A 20,126-nucleotide genomic window follows, 5' to 3' on the forward strand; every position below is an offset into this window, starting at 1 on the left:
TATGTATGCTTGTAAGCTCGCGCGATTCCATCGCATATCCAAGGTGACCAGGCATGCGTCTGACAACGATACATCGTAGGTTTGCCGCCATTGCTGCGCCGTTGCTGGCTCTCATGCTTTCGGCATGTGGCAGCGAGAGCGAGCAACAGGCCCAGCAGGGCGGCGGTCAGCAACAGCAGAAGCCGCCCAGGCCGGCGCAGGTCATGACGGTCGAACTCCGCGATCTGCAGCTCGACAAGAGCTATCCCGCCCTGCTGCGCAGTGAGCAGCAAGTCACCGTGGTGGCGCGCGTCTCCGGGGTGCTTCAGGAGCGCCATTACGAAGAAGGTGAACAGGTCGACGAGGGCGAGTTGCTGTTCACCATCGAACAGGCACAGTACGAGGCTGCCGTTCGCCAGCAGCGCGCCGATCTGCAAAGTGCTCGCGCCGAGTTGAATCAGGCGCAGCGCAACCTTGACCGCTACCAGCGCCTTTACCAGCAGAACTCGGTGAGCCAGCAGCAGCTCGACGAGGCCAGGGCAACTCAGGAAACCGCCCAGGCTGCCGTGGCGCAGGCCCAGGCAGCGCTCGACCAGGCCCAGCTCGATCTCGACTACACCACCGTGGAAGCCCCGGTGACGGGACAGATCAGCCTGAGTGAAGTCGATGTCGGCAATTACGTTCAGGAACAGCAGACACTGGCGACCATCACGCCGCTTCAGGTTGTCGAGGCGCGCTTCTCGCTCCCCGAGGACGATGCCGTCGCCTTGCGCTATCAGCGTCGCCAACCGGACGCACCCGAAGTGAGCGCCTGGCTACGCGCGCCCACGCTGGCACCGAGCCTGCCGAGCCTGGCCAATCAGGGCATTCGCGGCACCATCGATTACCTGGGAGCCAGTGTCGATACCAGCACCAGTACGGTGCAGGCCGAGGCGGTGTTCGATAACCCCGACCAACTCTTCTTGCCGGGCCAGTTCGTGCGTGTGGCCCTAGAGGGGCTGCAACGGTTCCAGGTGCTGGCCGTGCCTGAAGTCGCCGTGACCGAAGGGCTCAAGGGACCGCAGGTCTACGTGCTCGACGACAACCAGACCGTCACCAGCCGTTTCGTCGATCTCGGCGAACAGGCCGGAGACTGGCAGATCATCACCGCCAACCTGAAGCCGGGTGAGCGTGTGGTGGTCAGTGCCATCGGCAGTCTCAGCCCTGGTGACAAGGTCAAGCCGCAGCCGTTCGATGGTGATCCCGAAGTGACTCAGGAAGCGGACTCGGGACAGGTGCAGGCCGCGACTTCGCAAGGCGAGGGTGCGGCACAGGGCGTAAGCACGGCGCAAGGCAGCCAGGGCGACCAAGGATAACGGCGGAGCACACGGATGAACTTTTCCAGCGTATTCATCAGGCGCCCGATATTCGCCACGGTCCTCTCGGTGATCATCACCCTGATCGGCCTGATGGCGGCCCGGAGCCTTCCGATCGAACAGTATCCGCAGGTCGTGCCGCCCAGCGTCAGCATCTCGGCGACCTACCCGGGGGCCGATGCCCAGACCGTATCGGATACCGTGGCGGCGACATTGTCCGAGGAGGTCAACGGCGTCGACGATATGATCTATCTGACGTCGACCAGTTCCGACGCCGGCACGATGTCGATGCAGGTGTACTTTGCCATCGGCACCGATCCCCAGGTTGCCACCATCAACGTCAACAACCGCGTGCAGCGGGCCATGTCGCAGCTGCCCAGCGAAGTGCAGGCCCAGGGCGTCACGGTGGAACAGCGCTCCAATAGCGTCTTGCTGTTCATTGCCATGACCTCGGAGTCCGGCGAGTACGATTCGCTGTACATCAACAATTACACCAACCTCAATGTCATCGACGAACTCAATCAGTTACCCGGGGTCGGCCAGGCCCAGGTGCTGGGCAATCAGGAGTTCGCCATGCGGGTCTGGCTCGACCCGGAAAAGCTGTCGTTGTACGACCTGACGCCGGCCGAGGTCACTTCGGCGATTCGCGCCCAGAACAGCGTCGTTGCCGCCGGCAAGCTGGGGGCCGAGCCGCAGAGCGATCCTACGCCGTATACCTACACGCTGACATCGCAGGGGCGCTTCGAGGGCGTCGACGAGTTCCGCAACATCCTGTTGCGTACCGACGACGAAGGCGCGTCGCTGCGCCTGAGTGACGTGGCTCGCGTCGAACTTGGCCAGAACAGCTATGGTGTGCAGGGTTACGTCAACAATGCCCCTATCGCACCTGTAGCCATCTACCTGCAGCCTGGTGCCAACGCCCTGGAGGTCGCTGCGGAAGTCAAACAGGCCATGCAGGACCTGAAGGAGCGCTTCCCGGCGGGCCTGGATTACGTGATTCCGTATGACACCACGCTGTTCATCGATGCTTCGATCCAGGCGGTGGAGCATACCTTCATCGAGGCGTTGCTGCTGGTCGCGGTGATCGTCTTCCTGTTCCTGCAGAGCTGGCGCTCGACCCTGGTCGCGATGTCGGTGGTGCCGATTTCGGTGATCGGGACGTTTGCGGGCATGTACTTGCTGGATTTCTCGATCAACCTGCTGTCGCTGTTCGGGATGATTCTGGCCATCGGCATCGTGGTCGATGACGCCATCGTGGTCATCGAGAACATCGAGCGTATCCTCGACGAGGACGAGAACGCCACGCCGCTGCAGGCCGCCTTTGAGGCCATGCGCGAGGTGTCCGGGGCGGTCATCGCCACATCGCTGATCATGGCGGCGGTATTCATTCCGGTCGGCTTCATGGGGGGGCTGACAGGGCAGATGTATCAGCAGTTCGCGATCACCATCGCCATGTCGGTCGCCATCTCGGCCGTCGTGGCGCTCTCCTTCACGCCGGCGATCAGCGCGATCTTTCTCAAGAACAAGTCGCGCATGCATCAGTCGCGTGTGGTACGTGCCATCAAGAAGCCTTTCGACTGGTTCAACAAGGGCTTCGAGAAGGTGACCGACTTCTTCATGGCGGTGACGAATTTCCTGATTCGCCACCTGATGATCATGCTGGCCCTGTTCGTGGCGACTTGCGTGGCATCCTGGTGGGTCTATGAGCGCCTTCCCGGTGGTCTGATTCCTGCCACTGACCAGGGCGTGGCCATCGCCTCGATCAACCTGCCCGCGGGCGCTTCGCTGGCGCGCACGGATGAGTACGTGCACGAACTGACCGAACTCATCCAGGCTGAGATCCCGGCGGTGGAATACGTGACCGGGATCGCCGGTTTCGACCTGTTGTCCGGCGCGGCAAACACCGCCAAGGCAACCATGTTCATCACCATGAAGCCCTGGGAGCAACGCGACATTTCGGTGGATGACCTGACTGGCAAGATCATGCAGCTCGGGGCTCAGGTGCCGGGAGGCAAGGCCATGGCCTTCAACGTGCCGCCGATCCAAGGACTGTCGCCGACCGGCGGGTTCACCGGCTATTTGCAGTCGTTCGGGGGCGATTCGCCACAGGAGCTTTACCAGGCCTCGCTCAAGGTCATGCAGGCAGCCAACCAGCGTCCCGAGCTTGCCCAGGTGTTCACCACGCTCAATGTCAGCGTGCCGACCTACCGGCTGACGGTGGACGAGGACAAGGTACGCAGTCTGGGCGTGAGTCTCAGCGATTTGAACACCACGCTGTCGAGCACGTTCGGTAATGCCTTCGTCAACTACTTCACACGCTTTAGCCGCAATTTCCAGGTCTATGTCCAGTCCGAGGACGAATTCCGGCGTTCTCCGGATGATCTGGCCAACGTCTACGTGCGGGGTGGCGACGGGCAGCGGATACCGCTGTCAGCCCTGGTGTCGATCGAGCGCGATCATGCGCCCTCGGTACTCAACCGCTATAACGTCTACCCGGCGGCCCAGTTCCAGGGCAGCCCAGCGCCGGGATACAGCTCTGGCGAGGCGGTCGAGGCGATGCAGCAGGTCGTCCAGGAAACGCTTGGTGGTCAATACGCCATGGGCTGGACGGGCGAGGCTTATCAGCAGCTCAATGTGGGAACGGCCGCGACCCTGGCGCTGACCTTCGGCATCGTGATGATGTTCCTGATCCTGGCAGCCCAGTACGAGAGCTGGACGTTGCCACTGGCAGTGGTAACCGCGACGCCATTCGCTTTCCTGGGTGCCATCCTGGCGGTTTTTCTGCGCGACATGTCGACCAGTGTCTACCTGCAGATCGGATTGCTGGTGGTGGTCGGCCTGGCGGCCAAGAATGCCATCCTGATCGTCGAGTTCGCCGAGCAGCAGCGAGCCCAGGCCGGCAAATCGATCATCGAGGCGGCACAGATTGCAGCCCGTCAGCGCTTCCGCCCGATCGTCATGACGTCGCTGGCCTTCATCGGTGGTACCTTGCCACTGGCGCTGGCCACCGGAGCGAGCGCGGCGAGCCGTAACCAGATCGGGACTCCCGTGGTGGGCGGCATGATCACGATAACAGTACTGGCCAGCGTCTTCGTGCCGGCGGCCTATGTACTGATCATGCAGGTCCAGGGCTGGCTGTCCGCCAAGCTGGGAGGGGACAAGCGTCGTCGCGAAGGCGAAAGAGAAGAGAGCGAACCCCAACAGTCGGCTGGCTGATTTCCGGGGCTAGTTTTTGCCTGCTTTTCCTTGCCTGCAGCGCCGCCACGTTTGTGGCGGCGCTTTGCGTTTGCCCGGCTGGTGGCCTGGATGAGCCTTCTCGGTCTTTTGGCATGGGAGGGGGATTCCTTGACCATCCCTTGACCATCGTCAAGGTAGGTATTTTTAACGAAGCATATGAACTTCCCCACAGACGAAAGTCTGCCGTAGTCTATGCTTGGTCAGGAAATGAAAGCGCTAGATGTTACTGAACGGTTAATCGCACACTGTCTTTTATTACAGATGAATCCATTTCGTTAGGTGCTTTGACCGCAGGGCGATGTGTGACTTATACATCCTTCAGTGATAGTGGTTTATGGTGGGTTCGCCTGCGAGCCGTGAATGACCGGATAGTGTTGGCGGAAGATTGAGTTCGGTTTGCTGAAACAAAATATATAAATAAGAAAAGCAAGATTTGGCACGCGCAGCATTCGCCTTCCAGGGACAAGGAGGACGAATAAAGGATTGCTTGAGGGTAGTGCGGAACAATTATCGAACCCTGATTCCAGGGTTCATCACCATGTGAATCGAGCAGGGAGGTCGAACATGGGAAGTGTGGCATTGCATGGTGTTTCTTCGACTCAGGGTATGACTCCGGTCCGATACGTCTCGGACAAGGTCGTTCCTCACTTGCGTCCAGCAGGGAACGACCCGGTTGCCAGGGATGGCGACGATAGCTTTCGTATCCTTTTCGTGACGCCCGAAATCGCTGACTTCGTCAAGGTCGGCGGGCTGGGCGACGTGTCGTCGGCCCTGCCGAGGGCGCTGGCGTCGCGGCACGACGTACGGATCCTGATTCCCGCCTACCGGGAAATGATCGCCTCCGATCACGAGATCGAGATCCTGGGCAAGTTGCCCGGCCATGCCGAGATTCCCGCCTGCGAACTGGGCAAGATCACCTGCAGCGACGGTCTGGTCATCTATCTGCTGGTCTGTCCCGAGCTCTTCGAGCGCGAGGGCAATCCCTACTGCGACGAGACCGGTATCGGCTGGGAAGACAACGACATTCGCTTTGCGCGCCTGTCGCTGGCTGCCGCCCAGCTTGCCAGCGGTCGGGCCGGTCTCGACTGGCAGCCCGAACTGCTGCATCTCAACGACTGGACCTGTGGCCTGGCCGCCGGTTACCTGCATTGGTGGGGCATCGAGGTGCCCAGTATCTTCACCATTCATAACCTGGCCTATCAGGGGCTGTACGACATGTCGCGCTGCCAAGCGCTGGGCGTGCCGGCCTCGGCCTTCAACATGCATGAAGTCGAGTACTTCGGCCAGCTGTCGTTCATGAAGGCCGGCCTGGTGTATGGCTCGCATATCACCACGGTGAGCGCCACCTATGCCCGCGAGATCACCACGCCCCAGTTCGGTTGCGGCCTCAATGGCCTGCTGGATCAGCGTGCCGCCAAGGGCGAGTTGAGCGGCATTCCCAACGGCATCGACGACTCCTGGGATCCGCGTACCGACACCCATCTTGCCCAGGCCTTCGCCATGAACGACTGGCGCGGCAAGCGGGCCAATGCCGAGCACGTGCGTCGCCTGTTCGGGTTGGGTGTGAGCAGCGGCCCGCTGTTTGCGGTGGTCTCGCGCCTGGTTCACCAGAAGGGGCTGGACCTGACCATCGGGGCTGCGGAATCCATCGTGCGCGCCGGCGGACAGATCGTGTTCATCGGACGCGGCGAGATGCCGGTGGAAAAGGCGCTGCGCAACCTGGCGGCCCGGTTCCCGGGGGCCATAGGCGTCAACATCGGCTTCGACGAGGGCGAGGCGCGTTGCATGTACGCCGGCAGCGACTTCCTGCTCATGCCTTCGCGCTTCGAGCCGTGCGGGCTGAGTCAGATGTACGCCCAGCGCTTCGGGTCGTTGCCGATCGCTCACCGTACCGGCGGCCTGGCCGACACCATCGAGGATGGCGTCACCGGTTTCCTGTTCGACGAGATGACGCTGGAGAGCTACATCCACGCCATCCAGCGTGCCATCACCGTATTCCGTGCCACCGACCTGTTCTATGCCATGCGCCGCGCGGCCATGGCCGGGCGTTACCACTGGCGACAGTCGATCGAGCCCTACAGCCAATTGTACCGCACGGTTGTGCGCGGCAGTGAGACCCCGCACGCCGCTCTCGCTGCCGCGCGTTGACTTGGCCGGTTCGGGCCGCTCCCGTCTGCCATGCCGGGTGACGGCCCGGCATGCTTCACATGACAAGGATGGTAACCATGACCAGCCATTTTTCCCTCCGGTCGCCGTTGCCGTCTTCCGGAGCGACGCTGCAGGACACGGTCAGTGCGTGGTGGACCGCCCTGGAAGGGCATGTCGCCAGCGAGCATGCGCAGATGCACGAGGGGCAGCGAGGCGCCTGGCAGGGCTGCCTGGCCTCGCACCGTTGGCAAGATGCCGTGTGGATGCGGCAACGTCGCCGCGAGGACCCGTTGCTCTATCCCCTGTCGATCTATCGGCTCGATCCGCACGCCTGGCGTCATGACACAGCGGGAAACCCGTTGGGCTGGGAAGCCCTGGCCTCCCGGCTGGTGCCCTATGCCGCCGACCTGGGGTTTACGCATGTCGAGGTCAGGCATGTGGCCGAGGCGGATGCCGGCGTAGCCTTCGCCCGGTTCGTCGAGGCCTGCCATGTCGGCGGTCTCGGCGTGATCGTCGAATGGCCACTGGCCTTTCCGCAGGCGGATCTGGACGCGCCGACCTCGCTTGCGTTGGCGCATGACTGGCTCGAATTGCTGCATATCGATGGGTTGCGCCTCAAGCCGGCCTCGCCTGAGAGTGATGGCGCCGCTCTGGGGCGTTTCATGGACGCCCTGGTGGCCCAGGTCCCGGACGTCCTGCTGTTCGTCGACGATCACGATGCCGACGCGGCACCGGTCGCGGCGCGCGCCCTGGCGCTCAACACCCATTGGTCGCGGGCCACGCAGGCCTACCTGAGCGAGCCGCCCGAGGTGCGCGGTCACCATCATCATCGCCTGGTCGAGGGTCTGGCCAGCGCCTTCGAATCGCATTTCGTGCTGCCGCTGATCGACGAGCAGTCCGATGATGGCGATGCAACCTGGCTGGGACGCATGGCCGGCGATACTTGGCAGCGCTTTGCCAACCTGCGTGCCGGGCTCGGCTTCATGTGGGCGCATCCGGGCAAGAAGCTGGTCGGCATGGGCACCGAGTTCGCGCATGGCCAGGGCTGGCGCCCGGCCGGCGAGCTCGACTGGTCGCTGCTCGACGATCCCTGCCATGCCGGCATGTTGCGCCTGGTCGCCGATCTCAACCGCCTCTATGGCAACGAACCGGCCCTGCATTACTTCGACTGCCAGCCGGAAGGCTTCGCCTGGGTCGTCGGTGACGACAGCGCCAACAGCGTGATCGCCTTCCTGCGCTACGGGCCCGAGGGCACGGCACCACTGCTGGCGATTGCCAATTTCACGCCCCATGTCCTGTCCGGCTACCGCCTGGGGGTGCCGGCGCTGGGGACATGGTACGAGGTGCTCAATACCGATAGTACATTCTATGGTGGCTCGAACGTCGGCAATGCGCATGGCGTCAGGGCGCAATTGTCGCCCAGCCATGGCTATCCGGCCTCGCTGGAGTTGACCTTGCCGCCATTGGCCACACTGCTGCTGAGACAAGGAGACTGGCCCGCATGAAGGACGAAACACGACAGGCCATCTTCACGCCGACCTACGGCGCCCACCTGCTGGATACCGAACGTACCCATTTCGTGTTCTGGGCACCCAGCGCCCATGCCGTGCATGTCGAAGTGGAGGGACACGGTAGCCAGCCAATGCAGCCAACCACCGAAGGGCATTACGAAGCCGAGGTGGCCTGCGGGCATGGCGCACGCTACCGCTACCGTGTGTTCGCGTCGGACGACGACGAGGGGACATTGGTACCCGACCCCGCCTCGCGGGCCCAGGAGGGTGATATCGACGGGCCTAGCCTGGTCATCGACCCGCAGCGCTATCAATGGCGCCATACCGCGTGGAAAGGTCGCCCATGGCACGAGACTGTGCTCTATGAGCTGCATGTCGGCACGCTGGGCGGCCTGGCCGGTGTTCGCGAGAAACTGCCCTACCTGGCCGAACTCGGTATCACCGCCATCGAACTGATGCCCGTCTCCGAGTTTCCCGGCGGGCGCAACTGGGGGTACGACGGCGTGTTGCCCTACGCCGTGGAAGCCTCCTACGGTAGCCCGGACGACATGAAGGCGCTGATCGACGAGGCCCATGCCCATGGGTTGATGGTCTTCCTCGACGTGGTCTACAACCACTTCGGCCCGGACGGCAACTACCTGGCGACCTACGCCGATGCCTTCTTTCGTGAGGACCTGCAGACGCCCTGGGGGCCGTCCATCGATTTTCGCGAGCCGCATGTGCGCCGCTACTTCATCGACAATGCCCTGATGTGGCTGCAGGAGTACCGCTTCGACGGACTGCGTTTCGATGCCGTACATGCCATCAGCGAGCGCGACTTCCTGGTCGAGATGGCCCAGGAGATTCGACGCCACGTCGATCCGCAGCGTCACGTTCACCTGGTTCTTGAGAACGAAGGCAACAACGCCAGCCTGCTCGATGCCGATCACTATACCGCCCAGTGGAGCGACGACTGGCACAACGTCATGCACGTGTTGCTTACCGGGGAGCATGAGGGCTACTACTCGGATTTCGTCGAGGATGCCACAGCCAAGCTGGTGCGCTGCCTGAGCGAAGGGTTCATCTACCAGGGCGAGCGTTCGCGTCATGGGCATACGCGCGGCGAGCCCAGTGCGCACCTGCCGACCAGCGCGTTCGTGATCTTCCTACAGAACCATGACCAGACCGGCAATCGTGCCCTCGGCGAACGCCTGAGTGTACTGGCCGATCCCGATGCACTCGTCGCCGCCAGCGTGCTGTTGCTGCTGTCGCCGATGGTGCCGTTGCTGTTCATGGGCGAGGAGTGGGGCTCAACGCGCCCCTTCCTGTTCTTCACCGAACATCACGATGAACTGGCCGATGCCGTGCGCGAGGGACGACGCGCCGAATTCGCCGATTTCAGTGTGTTCCGGGATGAGGCAACGCGCAGTCGCATTCCCGATCCCAATGCGCCGCAGACGTTCGAGGATTCGGTCCCCGACTACCAGTTGCGTGAGACGCCCCCGCACGACGATTGGCTGGACCGCACCCGAACCCTGCTGCGCCTGCGCCACCACGACATCGTGCCGCGGCTGCCGGGTACCCGGTCGTTGGGCGCTCAAGCGCTGGGCGACAAGGCCGTGGTAGCGCGCTGGCGCATGAACGACGGCAGCCGGTTGACCATTGCCCTCAACCTCAGCGGCAGCGAGGTGCCGGTACAAGGGATTGGCAATGGGCGCTGTCTGTTCGAGTCGCGTCCCGGTGTAGCCGGCGGCGTGACGGAAGGGCGCCTTGTGTCGCACGGCGCTGCCGCCTGGCTGGATAGCGAAGACACCAACGAGGTTACTGCATGAGCGACGATCGCCTCAGGGAACTTGCCGACGCCGCCGGCCTGCTCGTCGAGTGGGAAAACAGCGACAGCGAACCCTGCGAACTCTCGCCCGACACGCAGCGCACCCTGCTTGGCGTGCTGGGCTTCCCTGCCGATGACGAGGCGGCGATCGAGGCCAGCCTCACGCGCCTGGAACAATGGCGTCACCCCGGGGAGCCTGCACAGTGGCCACCGTTGATTACGGCCGACTGCGAGTCGCCGGTCGCCTTGCCCGGTGCGGTCTCCCCGGGCACGACTTACTGGCTGACGCTGGAAGGCGGCGACGAGCAGCGTGGCGAAATCGGGGTGGATGGCCGGCTGCCACCTATTGCCGAGATGGGGTATCACCGTCTACGTATTGCGGGTACCGAACTGACCGTGGCCGTCGCACCGCAGCAGTGCTTCGGTCCGGCGGATGCCAGTGGTCAGCCGGCGCCCCGGCTATGGGGGATGGCCGTACAGCTCTATGCGCTGCGTCGTCCCGGCGATGGCGGCATCGGCGATACCCTGGCGCTGGCGCACTTTGCCCGCCGGGCGGCCGAGCAGGGCGCCGCCACGCTGGCCATCAGCCCGACTCATGCCATGTTCAGTGCCGATCCCGAGCGCTACAGCCCTTATTCGCCGTCCAGCCGGCTGCTCAGCAATGCGCTGTACGGTGCCCCCGAGCGGTTGTTGGGCGAGCAGGCCGTCGCCCGTGCCACCGCCGTCTGCGGGCTGGATGACGACCTGCGTCGGCTCGAAGCCGACGATGATCTCGATTGGCCCGCCGCGGGGCGTGCCAAGCTGACCTGGCTGCGCAGGCTCTACGATGATCTTCTGGTGCGCGACGACGACGAGGCGCTCGCGTTGCGCCGTCGGTTGGCCGAGTTCCGTGAAGCCGGGGGTAGCTCGCTCGAGGATCACTGCCGTTTCGAGGCCTTGCAGGCCGTGCGCGGTGCCGGCTACTGGCGGGACTGGCCGGCGCCCCTGCAGGACCCGGCCAGTCCCGAGGTTGCGCGCTTTGCCGAAGAGCATGCTCACGAGGTGGGCTTCCATGCCTTCCTGCAGTGGCAGGTGACGGAAGGCCTGGCCGACGCCCAGGCCGTGGCGCGCGAAGCCGGCATGTCGATCGGTCTGATCGCCGATCTGGCGGTGGGTACCGATGACGCCGGCAGCCAGTCCTGGAGCCGGCAGGGCGAGATGCTCGAAGGCGTGTCGGTCGGTGCGCCGCCCGATGCCTTTAACGCCCAGGGCCAGGACTGGGGGTTGGCGGCCTTCTCTCCGCATGGCCTGGTGCGCTCCGGCTTTCGCACCTTCATCGACATGCTGCGCGCCAGTTTCCGGCATGCCGGCGGGCTGCGCATCGATCACATTCTCGGGTTGATGCGCCTGTGGCTGGTGCCACATGGCGCTCCGCCGACGCAAGGTGGCTACGTGAGCTATCCGCTGGACGACATGCTGCGGCTGGTGGCGCTGGAATCCTGGCGTCATCGCGGCATTGTCATCGGCGAGGATCTGGGCACCGTGGCGCCCGGCTTTCGCGACAAGCTTGCCGAGCGCGGCATCCTCGGCATGCAGGTGCTGTGGTTCGAGGAGGATGACAACGGTGGTTTCCTGCCCGCCACACAGTGGTCGAACACCGCCATGGCGACTACCTCGACCCATGACCTGCCCACCGTGGCCGGCTGGTGGGCCGGGCGCGACATCGACTGGCGAAGCCGGCTGGACATGCTTGGCGAGGATCAGGATGCCGATAGCGAGCGTCAGGCACGCGGCAAGGCACGGGCCAGCCTGGCAGGCACACTGGAACTGCTTGGTCACGCATCCCCACGCCCCGCGACATTGCAGGCCTCGGACCTGTCGGCGTCGCAGGTGCTGGATGCCTGTGCCCGGCATATAGGGCACACGCCGTCACCGCTGGCGATCCTGCCAGTAGAAGACGTGCTGGGGCTCGAGGAGCAGGCCAACCTGCCCGGTACGCTCGATGAGCATCCCAACTGGCGGCGGCGCTGGATGAGCGAGGCCGATACGCTGCTGGCGCCCGATGAAGTGCGTCATCGCCTGGGCGAGTTGCAGCGCACCCGAGACATTTCGCGACAGGTCGCACACGCGCCTCTGGAGCCCAAGTCATGAAGGACATTCGTGCGACCGTACGACTGCAGTTTCATGCCGATTTTACCCTCGACGATGCTGCACAGTGGGTCGACTATTTTGCCGAGCTTGGTGTGAGTCATGCCTATGCCTCGCCGCTACTGGCCTCCCGGGCCGGCTCGACGCATGGTTATGACGGCATCGACCCGACCCGCATCGATCCGGAAATCGGTGGCGAAGCGGCACTCGAGCGGCTGGTGGAGCAGTTGCGCTCGCGAGGCATGGGACTGATCCTGGATATCGTGCCCAACCATGTTGCGGTGGGCGGCTCGGAAAATCCCTGGTGGCAGGAAGTCCTGGCCTGGGGGCGCGACAGTCCGTACGCCGATTTCTTCGACATCGACTGGCAATCGCCCGATCCGCTGCTCAAGGGGCGTCTGTTGGTACCGTTTCTGGGGGCGCCCTACGATGAAGTGCTGACCTCGGGCCTGCTCAAGCTGGCCTATGTCCCCGAGTCGGCGAGTTTCACCCTCGAATACCACGAACATCGTTTTCCCATCGATCCGCGCCGCTATGGCGATATCCTGCGTCATGCCGAGCATGAGGCATTGCACGAACTCGCGGTGCAGTTCGACGGGTTGCAGACGCGTCTCGATGCCTATACCAGCGTCGGTGAGTTGCGGCGTCAGTTGCGCCACGCACTCGAGGACGAGATGGCCCGAGGTGCATTGTCCCGTGCACTGGAACATTTCGCAGGCAATTCACCGGCCGGGGCCGAGCGATTGCATGCCCTGCTCGAGCGACAGAATTACCGGCTGGCCTGGTGGCGCACCGCCTCCGACGAGATCAATTGGCGGCGCTTTTTCGACATTACCGAACTGGGCGGCCTGCGTGTCGAGCTGCCCGAGGTCTTCGAGGCAACACACCCCTTGATCCTGCGTCTCGTCGAGGCGGGCTGGGTGGATGGCCTGCGTGTCGATCATGTCGATGGGCTGGCCGACCCGCGGGGCTATTGCCTGCGCCTGCGTGAACGCCTCGACCTGCTGCAGGACAAGCGGCCCGCCGACGTGCCTGGTCGGGCTGCGCTGTATGTGGAGAAGATCCTCGCTGAAGGCGAGCACCTGCATACCGATTGGGGTGTGGACGGCACTACCGGCTATGAATTCATGAACGAGGTGTCCGGGGTCCAGCATGATCCCGACGGGGCGGTGCCGTTGCGTGGGTTGTGGCGCGAGATCAGCGGGCGTGAAGACGATTTCCTGGCCGAGGTTCGCCAGGCGCGAGCGGAAATGCTCGACACCGTGCTGGCCAGCGAATTCGAGGCCTGCGGCCTGGCCCTGCACAGGGTGGCCCGGGCCAGCCGCGAGACGCGGGACATTACGCTGGGCGCGATCAAGCGCGCCTTGAAGGCCTTGGTTGTGCACTTCCCGGTCTATCGCACCTATGCTGATGAGCACGGGCGCCCCAGGCAGGACGAGCCGTTCTTTCAGCAGGCAATGACCGGGGCGCGAGATGCGCTGAATCCCCCCGATGTGGCGGTGCTTGAGCAACTGGAGCGCTGGTTGGGCGGCGAAGCGCCCCGCGACTGCCAGGATGACGATGTGCGTAGCCTGCGCCTGCGTGCCATGACCCGCTTCCAGCAACTGACGTCACCGGCGGCGGCCAAGGCGGTGGAGGACACCGCCGGGTATCGCAGTACCGTACTCATATCGCGTAACGATGTGGGCTTCGACCCGCAGAACTTCTGTGTCGCTCCTGCGGAATTCCACACTGCCAGCGCGTTTCGCCATCACCATTTTCCGCACTCGCTGGTCACTACGGCAACCCACGACCACAAGCGTGGCGAAGACGTGCGAGCGCGCCTGGCGGTGTTGAGCGAACGGGCCGAGGCGTTCGCCGAGCGTGTGCGCGAGTGGCGTAGCCAGGCCAGCCCGTTGCGTCGCGACGTGCCCAGCGGCATGGCACCCTCACCGGGCGACGAGTTGATTCTCTACCAGATGCTGCTGGGGGCCTGGCCGCCATCTCTCGAGGCAGACGACGACGAGGCCATGGGCGAATTTACCGAGCGCCTTGCCCAGTGGCAGATGAAGGCGTTGCGTGAGGCCAAGCTGCGCAGCCATTGGCTGTGGCCTGACGAAGGCTACGAACAGGCGTGCCGGGCATTCCTCGAAGGGTGGCTCGCCGAGCCGGGCCGTCGTCTCGCCCTGCGTACCGCTGCCCGGGAGCTGGACCTGCCCGGCGCCATCAATGGCCTGGTTCAGGTAGCGCTGCGCATGACCGTGCCCGGCGTGCCCGACCTCTATCAGGGCACCGAATACTGGGACTTCAGTCTCGTCGATCCGGACAATCGCCGTCCCGTCGATTATGCGGCCCGCCAAGCCTCGCTGGGGCGGGGCGAATCGCCGGCCGAGGCCATGGCGCACTGGCACGATGGTCAGGTCAAGCAGGCGGTGGTGCATCGCCTGCTGATGTTGCGCCGCCACTCTCCGACCCTGTTTGCCGAAGGCGATTATCAACCGCTGCATGTCGCTGGCGACAAGGCCAGTCATGTGCTGGGCTTCATGCGTGAGCATGACGCACAGGCGGTAATGGTCGTGGTGCCGCGCATGCCCGCAAAACTGCTGGAAGGGACTACGCTACCCCATATACCGGCGGAAAACTGGGGCGATACCCAACTTCAGGTCATGCCAGCGATGCAGGGAGAGTGGCGCGATGTGCTGTCGGATTCCACGCTTCGGCTACGCGAAGGGACGATTCCGGTCGGTGAGTTGCTGGGTGCGTTCCCGGTCGCTGTCCTGGCCAGGGACGATGGGGCTGCGCGCGATGGCTAGAGATATATGGACTTCAATGAGGCACACATAAGCCGCCGGGTCATGCTCGCGTGCTGACGTCTCATGACCAGGGCTAAGGGGAGCTAGAGGATGGCAGACGACGAACTGCGGATACGCCAGTTGGCCTATCGCATCTGGGAATCCGAGGGACGCCCCGACGGGCAGGAACAACGTCACTGGGAAATGGCGCGCAAGATCGTCGCGGCTGAGCATGAGTCGGGACGCGAGGCGCATCCGGATGTCGAAATCGAACCCGACGATACAGACCCGGATCTGCCCGTACGCGATGACGACCTCGGTGTGGACCAGGATGACTTGGGCCTGGGGTCGTCCACGGACCCGGAGGCGGATGCGCTCGCCGACGAGGCCCCGGATCGCAATCTGGGCCGTGAGCGGGAGGGGGTGCCGGTAACGCGGAGCGATGCGGCCAGTGCTGAAACGCCATTGCCTGAGGAATCCGCCACGGTGAAGCGTGCGCGCAAACCCCGTCGCACCGAAGACACTGTTTCCCAACCCAATGCCACCGATACCTCGTCGCCAGGCAGAAGTGCCACCACGCGCTCACGGGCCGGGGCGACCAAGGCGACCAGCACCAAGTCGGCCAAGGCAAGTACCGCGTCGAAAGCCAAGTCGGGCGGCAAGGCGGCCGGAACATCGACCCGGTCGCGGTCGGCGACAGGCACCAAGAGCGAGACGCCCGAGAAGGGCGAGAAGAAGACCAAGACCAGCGACACGGCGCGCAAGAACAAAAAATGACGCCGGACAGTTGAGTAACCCCTGCGACATGATGTCGGGCAGGCGATCGGGAAGGGTCTCGTTGGCCTGCCTGACCCAAGGATGTAAGGAATGACTACCAAGGAAGCACCGCGCCAGAACGACGAGCCAGCCATGACCAACGAGCCTCCGCTCGTCAGGAACCGTTCGCGGGTGCGTGAAGGATTGCCCTTTCCCCTGGGGGCGACCTGGGATGGATTGGGAGTCAACTTTGCCCTGTTCTCGGCCCATGCCACCAAGGTCGAGCTGTGTCTGTTCGATGCCGATGGCGAACATGAGGTCGAGCGCATCGAACTGCCTGAATACACCGACGAGGTGTGGCATGGCTACCTGCCCGATGCGCGTCCGGGACAGTTGTACGGCTATCGCGTTCACGGGCCCTATGCCCCTGAAGAGGGGCATCGCTTCAATCCCAACAAGCTGCTGCTCGATCCGTATGCCCGACAGATCGTTGGCGAGTTGGTCTGGGACGAGGCGCTGTTCGGCTACACCATCGGTCATCCCGACGAGGATCTGAGCTTCGACGAGCGTGATAGCGCGCCGTTCATGCCGCGATGCCGGGTCGTCGATCCCGCCTTTACCTGGGGGCGTTCGCAACGTATCCAGATGCCCTGGGATCACACCATCGTCTACGAGACCCATGTGCGTGGCTACACCATGCACCATCCGGCGGTGCCTGAAGCGCAGCGCGGCACGTTCTCGGGGCTGATGGTCAACGAGGTGATCGACCACATCCGCTCGCTGGGGGTGTCGTCGGTGGAGCTGATGCCGATTCACGCCTTCGTTCAGGATCAGCATTTGCTGGAGAAAGGGCTGCGCAACTACTGGGGCTACAACACCCTGGGGTTCTTCGCGCCGCATTCCAGCTACCTGGCCGGCGACAGCATCAACGAGTTCAAGGAGATGGTGGCGCGTTTCCATGCCGCCGATCTCGAAGTGATTCTCGACGTCGTCTACAACCATACGGCGGAAGGCAACGAGCTTGGCCCGACATTGTCACTCAAGGGCATCGACAATGCCTCCTATTACCGGCTGATGCCGGACGACCTGCGCTATTACATCGATGACACCGGTACCGGCAACACGGTCAATCTTAGCCATTCACGCGTGCTGCAGATGGTCACCGACTCGCTGCGCTACTGGGCTACCGAAATGCGCGTCGACGGCTTCCGCTTCGATCTGGCGACCATTCTCGGTCGCGAGCCGCATGGCTTCGACGAAGGCGGTGGCTTCCTTGACTCCTGCCGTCAGGACCCGGTGCTCAGCCAGGTCAAGCTGATCGCGGAGCCTTGGGACTGCGGTCCTGGCGGTTATCAGGTGGGCGGCTTTCCGCCCGGCTGGGCGGAGTGGAACGACCGCTATCGCGACACCACACGCGCCTTCTGGCGTGGCGACGAAGGCCAACTGGCCGAACTGGCGACCCGCATCATGGGGTCGGCGGACTTCTTCGATCGTCGCGGGCGGCGCCCGTTCGCCTCGGTCAATTTCGTGACCGCCCACGACGGCTACACCCTGTACGACCTGGTCTCGTACGACGAAAAGCACAACGAGGCCAATGGCGAGGACAACAACGACGGGCACGACCACAACCTGTCGTGGAACCACGGTGTCGAGGGGCCGACCGACGATCCCGACATCCGCACGCTGCGCCTGCGCCAGATCCGCAATTTCTTTGCCACGCTGATGTTCTCCCAAGGCACCCCGATGGTGCTTGCCGGCGACGAGATGCTGCGTACCCAGGGCGGCAACAACAACGCTTATTGCCAGGACAACGAGATCAATTGGCTGGACTGGAACATGAGCGGCGATGCGCACGCCATGATCGACTACCTGCGCCATATCATCGCCTTGCGTCAGCGTTACCCGATCCTGCGCCGCGGACGCTTCTTGAGCGGTGACTACAATGAGGAGTTGGGGCTCAAGGAAGTCACCTGGTTGACACCGGATGGCAGCGAGATGGATGTCGAGCGCTGGGAAGATCCCGAGGCGCGCAGCATTGGCGTGCTTCTCGATGGGCGTGCCCGGCCCAGCGGTGTGCGCCGACCTGGCGCCGATGTCACGCTGCTGCTGTTGCTCAACGCCCATCCCGAGGCCGTGTCATTCCAGTTGCCCGAGGTCCCGCGGGGCAATGGCTGGATGTGTCGGCTGGATACGGCCATGGCCCCCGAGGATACCAACTGTCAACGCGCCTTCGGTGATGACCATCGCCTCATGGGGCGCTCTCTAGCGCTGCTGGAACTGGTCCAGGAGCGCGCCTAGCCTTGAAGTCGCGGCCGTGTGATGCCCGTAAGGGGCAGCACGGCCATGCCGCACAGACCGCAACTCCGCCCCAGGGACGGAAGGAGACGCCAATGACAACGAGTTCATCCGTACACCTGACTCCGGACACGATGGCTGCGTCATCGCCGGGAGATGACAGTGTCCAGGCAGCGGCGCAATCGCCGCGTATCGCCATCGAGTCCGTTCAGCCGTCGCTCGAGCATGGGCGGTTTGCCGCCAAGGCGATCGCCGGCGAGCCGGTCACCGTCTCCGCAGTGATCTTTGCCGACGGCCATGACGTGCTGGCGGCCGCCGTTAACTGGTGCGACGACCAGGACCAGTGCCGGCGCGAGCCGATGCATCTGGTGCGGCCGCTGGGCAAGGATATCTGGGAGACGACCTTCATTCCGCACCGGGTCGGTCGGCATACCTTCGTGATCGAGGCGTGGTGGGATGTGTTCGGCACCTACCGCGACGAACTGTTCAAGAAGCATCAGGCAGGCGTGCCGGTCTCGCTCGAGCTCGAGGAAGGGCGTCGCCTGGTGACGGCCGCCGCCGAGCGCTCGGAAGGGGAGTTGCGCGACACCCTGGAAGAAATCCACGAACGCTTCCAGGCCTGCCACAGCGATGGCGAGCGCGTCGGCGTCATGCTCGATACCCGCACCGCCCAGGCGATGCATGCCGCCGATGCACGACCGCACCTGGCGCGCAGCGAGGCGGCCTATCCACTCGAGGTCGAGCGCCGCGCGGCCCAGTTCGGTAGCTGGTACGAGCTGTTCCCGCGCTCTGAAACCGACGACCCCAATCGGCATGGCACCTTCGACGATGTTCACAAGCGCTTGCCGATGATCCGCGACATGGGCTTCGACGTGCTCTATTTTCCACCGATCCACCCGGTGGGGCGGGCCCACCGCAAGGGGCGCAACAATACGCTGCAGGCCGGCCCGGATGATCCTGGCAGCCCGTATGCCATCGGTAGTGAAGAGGGCGGCCATGACGCGATCCATCCCGAACTCGGCACGCGCGAGGATTTTCGCAACCTGGTCAAGGCTGCCGCCGAACACGGCCTGGAGATCGCCCTGGACTTCGCCATCCAGTGCTCGCCGGATCACCCCTGGCTCAAGGAGCATCCCGGCTGGTTTTCCTGGCGGCCCGACGGGTCGCTGCGCTACGCCGAGAACCCGCCAAAGAAATACCAGGACATCGTCAACGTCGACTTCTATGCCGAGGATTCCGTGCCCTCGCTGTGGCTGACGCTGCGCGACGTGGTGCAGGGCTGGGTGGACGAAGGCGTGAAGATCTTCCGCGTCGACAATCCGCATACCAAGCCGCTGCCGTTCTGGGAATGGCTGATCGCTGACATCCGCTCGCGTGATCCGGGCGTATTGTTCCTGGCCGAAGCCTTCACCCGGCCGGCGATGATGAAGCGCCTGGGCAAGATCGGCTTCAACATGAGCTATACCTACTTCACCTGGCGTAACACCAAGGGCGAGTTGACCGAGTATCTGACCGAGCTCAACGAGTCGCCGATGCGCGAGTGCTACCGGCCCAATTTCTTCGTCAATACGCCGGACATCAATCCCTATTTCCTGCAGTCCTCGGGGCGCCCCGGCTTCCTGATCCGTGCCGCACTGGCCACCATGGGCTCCGGGCTGTGGGGCATGTATTCCGGGTTCGAGCTTTGCGAAGGCGAGCCGGTGCCGGGCAAGGAGGAGTACCTCGACTCCGAGAAGTACGAGATCAAGCCACGCGACTACACCGCACCCGGCAACATCACCTACGAGATTACCCAGCTCAATCGCATCCGCCGCGAGAATCGGGCGCTGCAGACTCATCTAGGGATCGCTTTCTATCCCGTGCACAACGATCGGTTGCTGTACTTCGGCAAGCGTACCGATGACCTGGGCAACTTCATTCTGGTGATGGTCAACCTCGATCCGTTCGAGGCCCAGGAAGGCCCCTTCGAACTACCGCTGTGGGAGTTCGACCTGCCCGATGACGCAGCGCTGCACGTGGAAGACTTGATGTCCGGTCATCGCTGGACATGGCATGGCAAATGGCAGTCGATGCGATTGGAGCCGTGGCATTTGCCGTTCGCCATCTGGCGCATCCACCCGGTGCGCTGATCAGCCAA

10 protein-coding genes are annotated in these 20,126 nt (G+C 63.7%); all 10 read left to right on the plus strand.

Annotation, left to right across the window (positions count from 1 at the left end):
* The first annotated feature begins 53 nt into the window (after positions 1–53).
* The 10 genes from BM194_RS13120 to BM194_RS13165 all read left to right on the plus strand — a co-directional run bounded on the left by BM194_RS13120 (position 54) and on the right by BM194_RS13165 (position 20,118).
* On the plus strand, positions 54–1,334 hold the full coding sequence (locus tag BM194_RS13120; protein WP_244890965.1) for an efflux RND transporter periplasmic adaptor subunit: 1,281 nt from the start codon (positions 54–56) through the stop codon (positions 1,332–1,334).
* A 15-nt stretch (positions 1,335–1,349) separates the two neighbouring features.
* The gene (locus BM194_RS13125; RefSeq protein WP_092847423.1) at positions 1,350–4,550 is read left to right on the plus strand and encodes an efflux RND transporter permease subunit; all 3,201 of its coding nucleotides are present in this window, start codon (positions 1,350–1,352) and stop codon (positions 4,548–4,550) included.
* A gap of 585 nt (positions 4,551–5,135) precedes the next feature.
* Entirely contained in the window at positions 5,136–6,719 is a 1,584-nt protein-coding gene (gene glgA / locus BM194_RS13130; protein WP_092847425.1) for a glycogen synthase GlgA, read from the plus strand.
* Between the two features lie 77 nt (positions 6,720–6,796).
* Complete coding sequence (locus tag BM194_RS13135; RefSeq protein WP_177223413.1) at positions 6,797–8,224, plus strand: alpha amylase C-terminal domain-containing protein; 1,428 nt, start codon at positions 6,797–6,799, stop codon at positions 8,222–8,224.
* Positions 8,221–10,041 (plus strand): malto-oligosyltrehalose trehalohydrolase, encoded by a 1,821-nt coding sequence (gene treZ / locus BM194_RS13140; RefSeq protein WP_092847428.1) that lies wholly within the window; start codon positions 8,221–8,223, stop codon positions 10,039–10,041. Before BM194_RS13135 ends, treZ begins: the two co-directional genes overlap by 4 nt.
* The gene (gene malQ / locus BM194_RS13145; protein ID WP_092847430.1) at positions 10,038–12,170 is read left to right on the plus strand and encodes a 4-alpha-glucanotransferase; all 2,133 of its coding nucleotides are present in this window, start codon (positions 10,038–10,040) and stop codon (positions 12,168–12,170) included. The genes treZ and malQ overlap by 4 nt, the downstream gene beginning before the upstream one ends.
* Positions 12,167–14,959, plus strand: coding sequence for a malto-oligosyltrehalose synthase (gene treY, locus BM194_RS13150; protein WP_092847432.1), 2,793 nt, complete (start codon positions 12,167–12,169; stop codon positions 14,957–14,959). The genes malQ and treY overlap by 4 nt, the downstream gene beginning before the upstream one ends.
* A gap of 90 nt (positions 14,960–15,049) precedes the next feature.
* Positions 15,050–15,715, plus strand: coding sequence for a DUF2934 domain-containing protein (locus tag BM194_RS13155; RefSeq protein WP_092847434.1), 666 nt, complete (start codon positions 15,050–15,052; stop codon positions 15,713–15,715).
* Between the two features lie 90 nt (positions 15,716–15,805).
* Positions 15,806–17,992 (plus strand): glycogen debranching protein GlgX, encoded by a 2,187-nt coding sequence (gene glgX / locus BM194_RS13160; RefSeq protein ID WP_218155398.1) that lies wholly within the window; start codon positions 15,806–15,808, stop codon positions 17,990–17,992.
* A gap of 92 nt (positions 17,993–18,084) precedes the next feature.
* The gene (locus BM194_RS13165; RefSeq protein ID WP_218155399.1) at positions 18,085–20,118 is read left to right on the plus strand and encodes an alpha-1,4-glucan--maltose-1-phosphate maltosyltransferase; all 2,034 of its coding nucleotides are present in this window, start codon (positions 18,085–18,087) and stop codon (positions 20,116–20,118) included.
* Positions 20,119–20,126: the final 8 nt, after the last annotated feature.

This window comes from Modicisalibacter xianhensis (assembly GCF_900113605.1).
In the GTDB taxonomy this organism is placed as follows: Bacteria; Pseudomonadota; Gammaproteobacteria; order Pseudomonadales; family Halomonadaceae; genus Modicisalibacter; species Modicisalibacter xianhensis.

Excerpts from the sequence above, each read along its gene's own strand:
- BM194_RS13135 (WP_177223413.1), top strand. The coding sequence starts at position 6,797 with ATGACCAGCCATTTTTCCCTCCGGTCGCCGTTGCCGTCTTCCGGAGCG.
- BM194_RS13165 (WP_218155399.1), top strand. The coding sequence starts at position 18,085 with ATGACAACGAGTTCATCCGTACACCTGACTCCGGACACGATGGCTGCG.
- glgX (WP_218155398.1), top strand. The coding sequence starts at position 15,806 with ATGACTACCAAGGAAGCACCGCGCCAGAACGACGAGCCAGCCATGACC.
- BM194_RS13155 (WP_092847434.1), top strand. The coding sequence starts at position 15,050 with ATGGCAGACGACGAACTGCGGATACGCCAGTTGGCCTATCGCATCTGG.
- glgA (WP_092847425.1), top strand. The coding sequence starts at position 5,136 with ATGGGAAGTGTGGCATTGCATGGTGTTTCTTCGACTCAGGGTATGACT.
- BM194_RS13125 (WP_092847423.1), top strand. The coding sequence starts at position 1,350 with ATGAACTTTTCCAGCGTATTCATCAGGCGCCCGATATTCGCCACGGTC.
- BM194_RS13120 (WP_244890965.1), top strand. The coding sequence starts at position 54 with ATGCGTCTGACAACGATACATCGTAGGTTTGCCGCCATTGCTGCGCCG.
- malQ (WP_092847430.1), top strand. The coding sequence starts at position 10,038 with ATGAGCGACGATCGCCTCAGGGAACTTGCCGACGCCGCCGGCCTGCTC.
- treZ (WP_092847428.1), top strand. The coding sequence starts at position 8,221 with ATGAAGGACGAAACACGACAGGCCATCTTCACGCCGACCTACGGCGCC.
- treY (WP_092847432.1), top strand. The coding sequence starts at position 12,167 with ATGAAGGACATTCGTGCGACCGTACGACTGCAGTTTCATGCCGATTTT.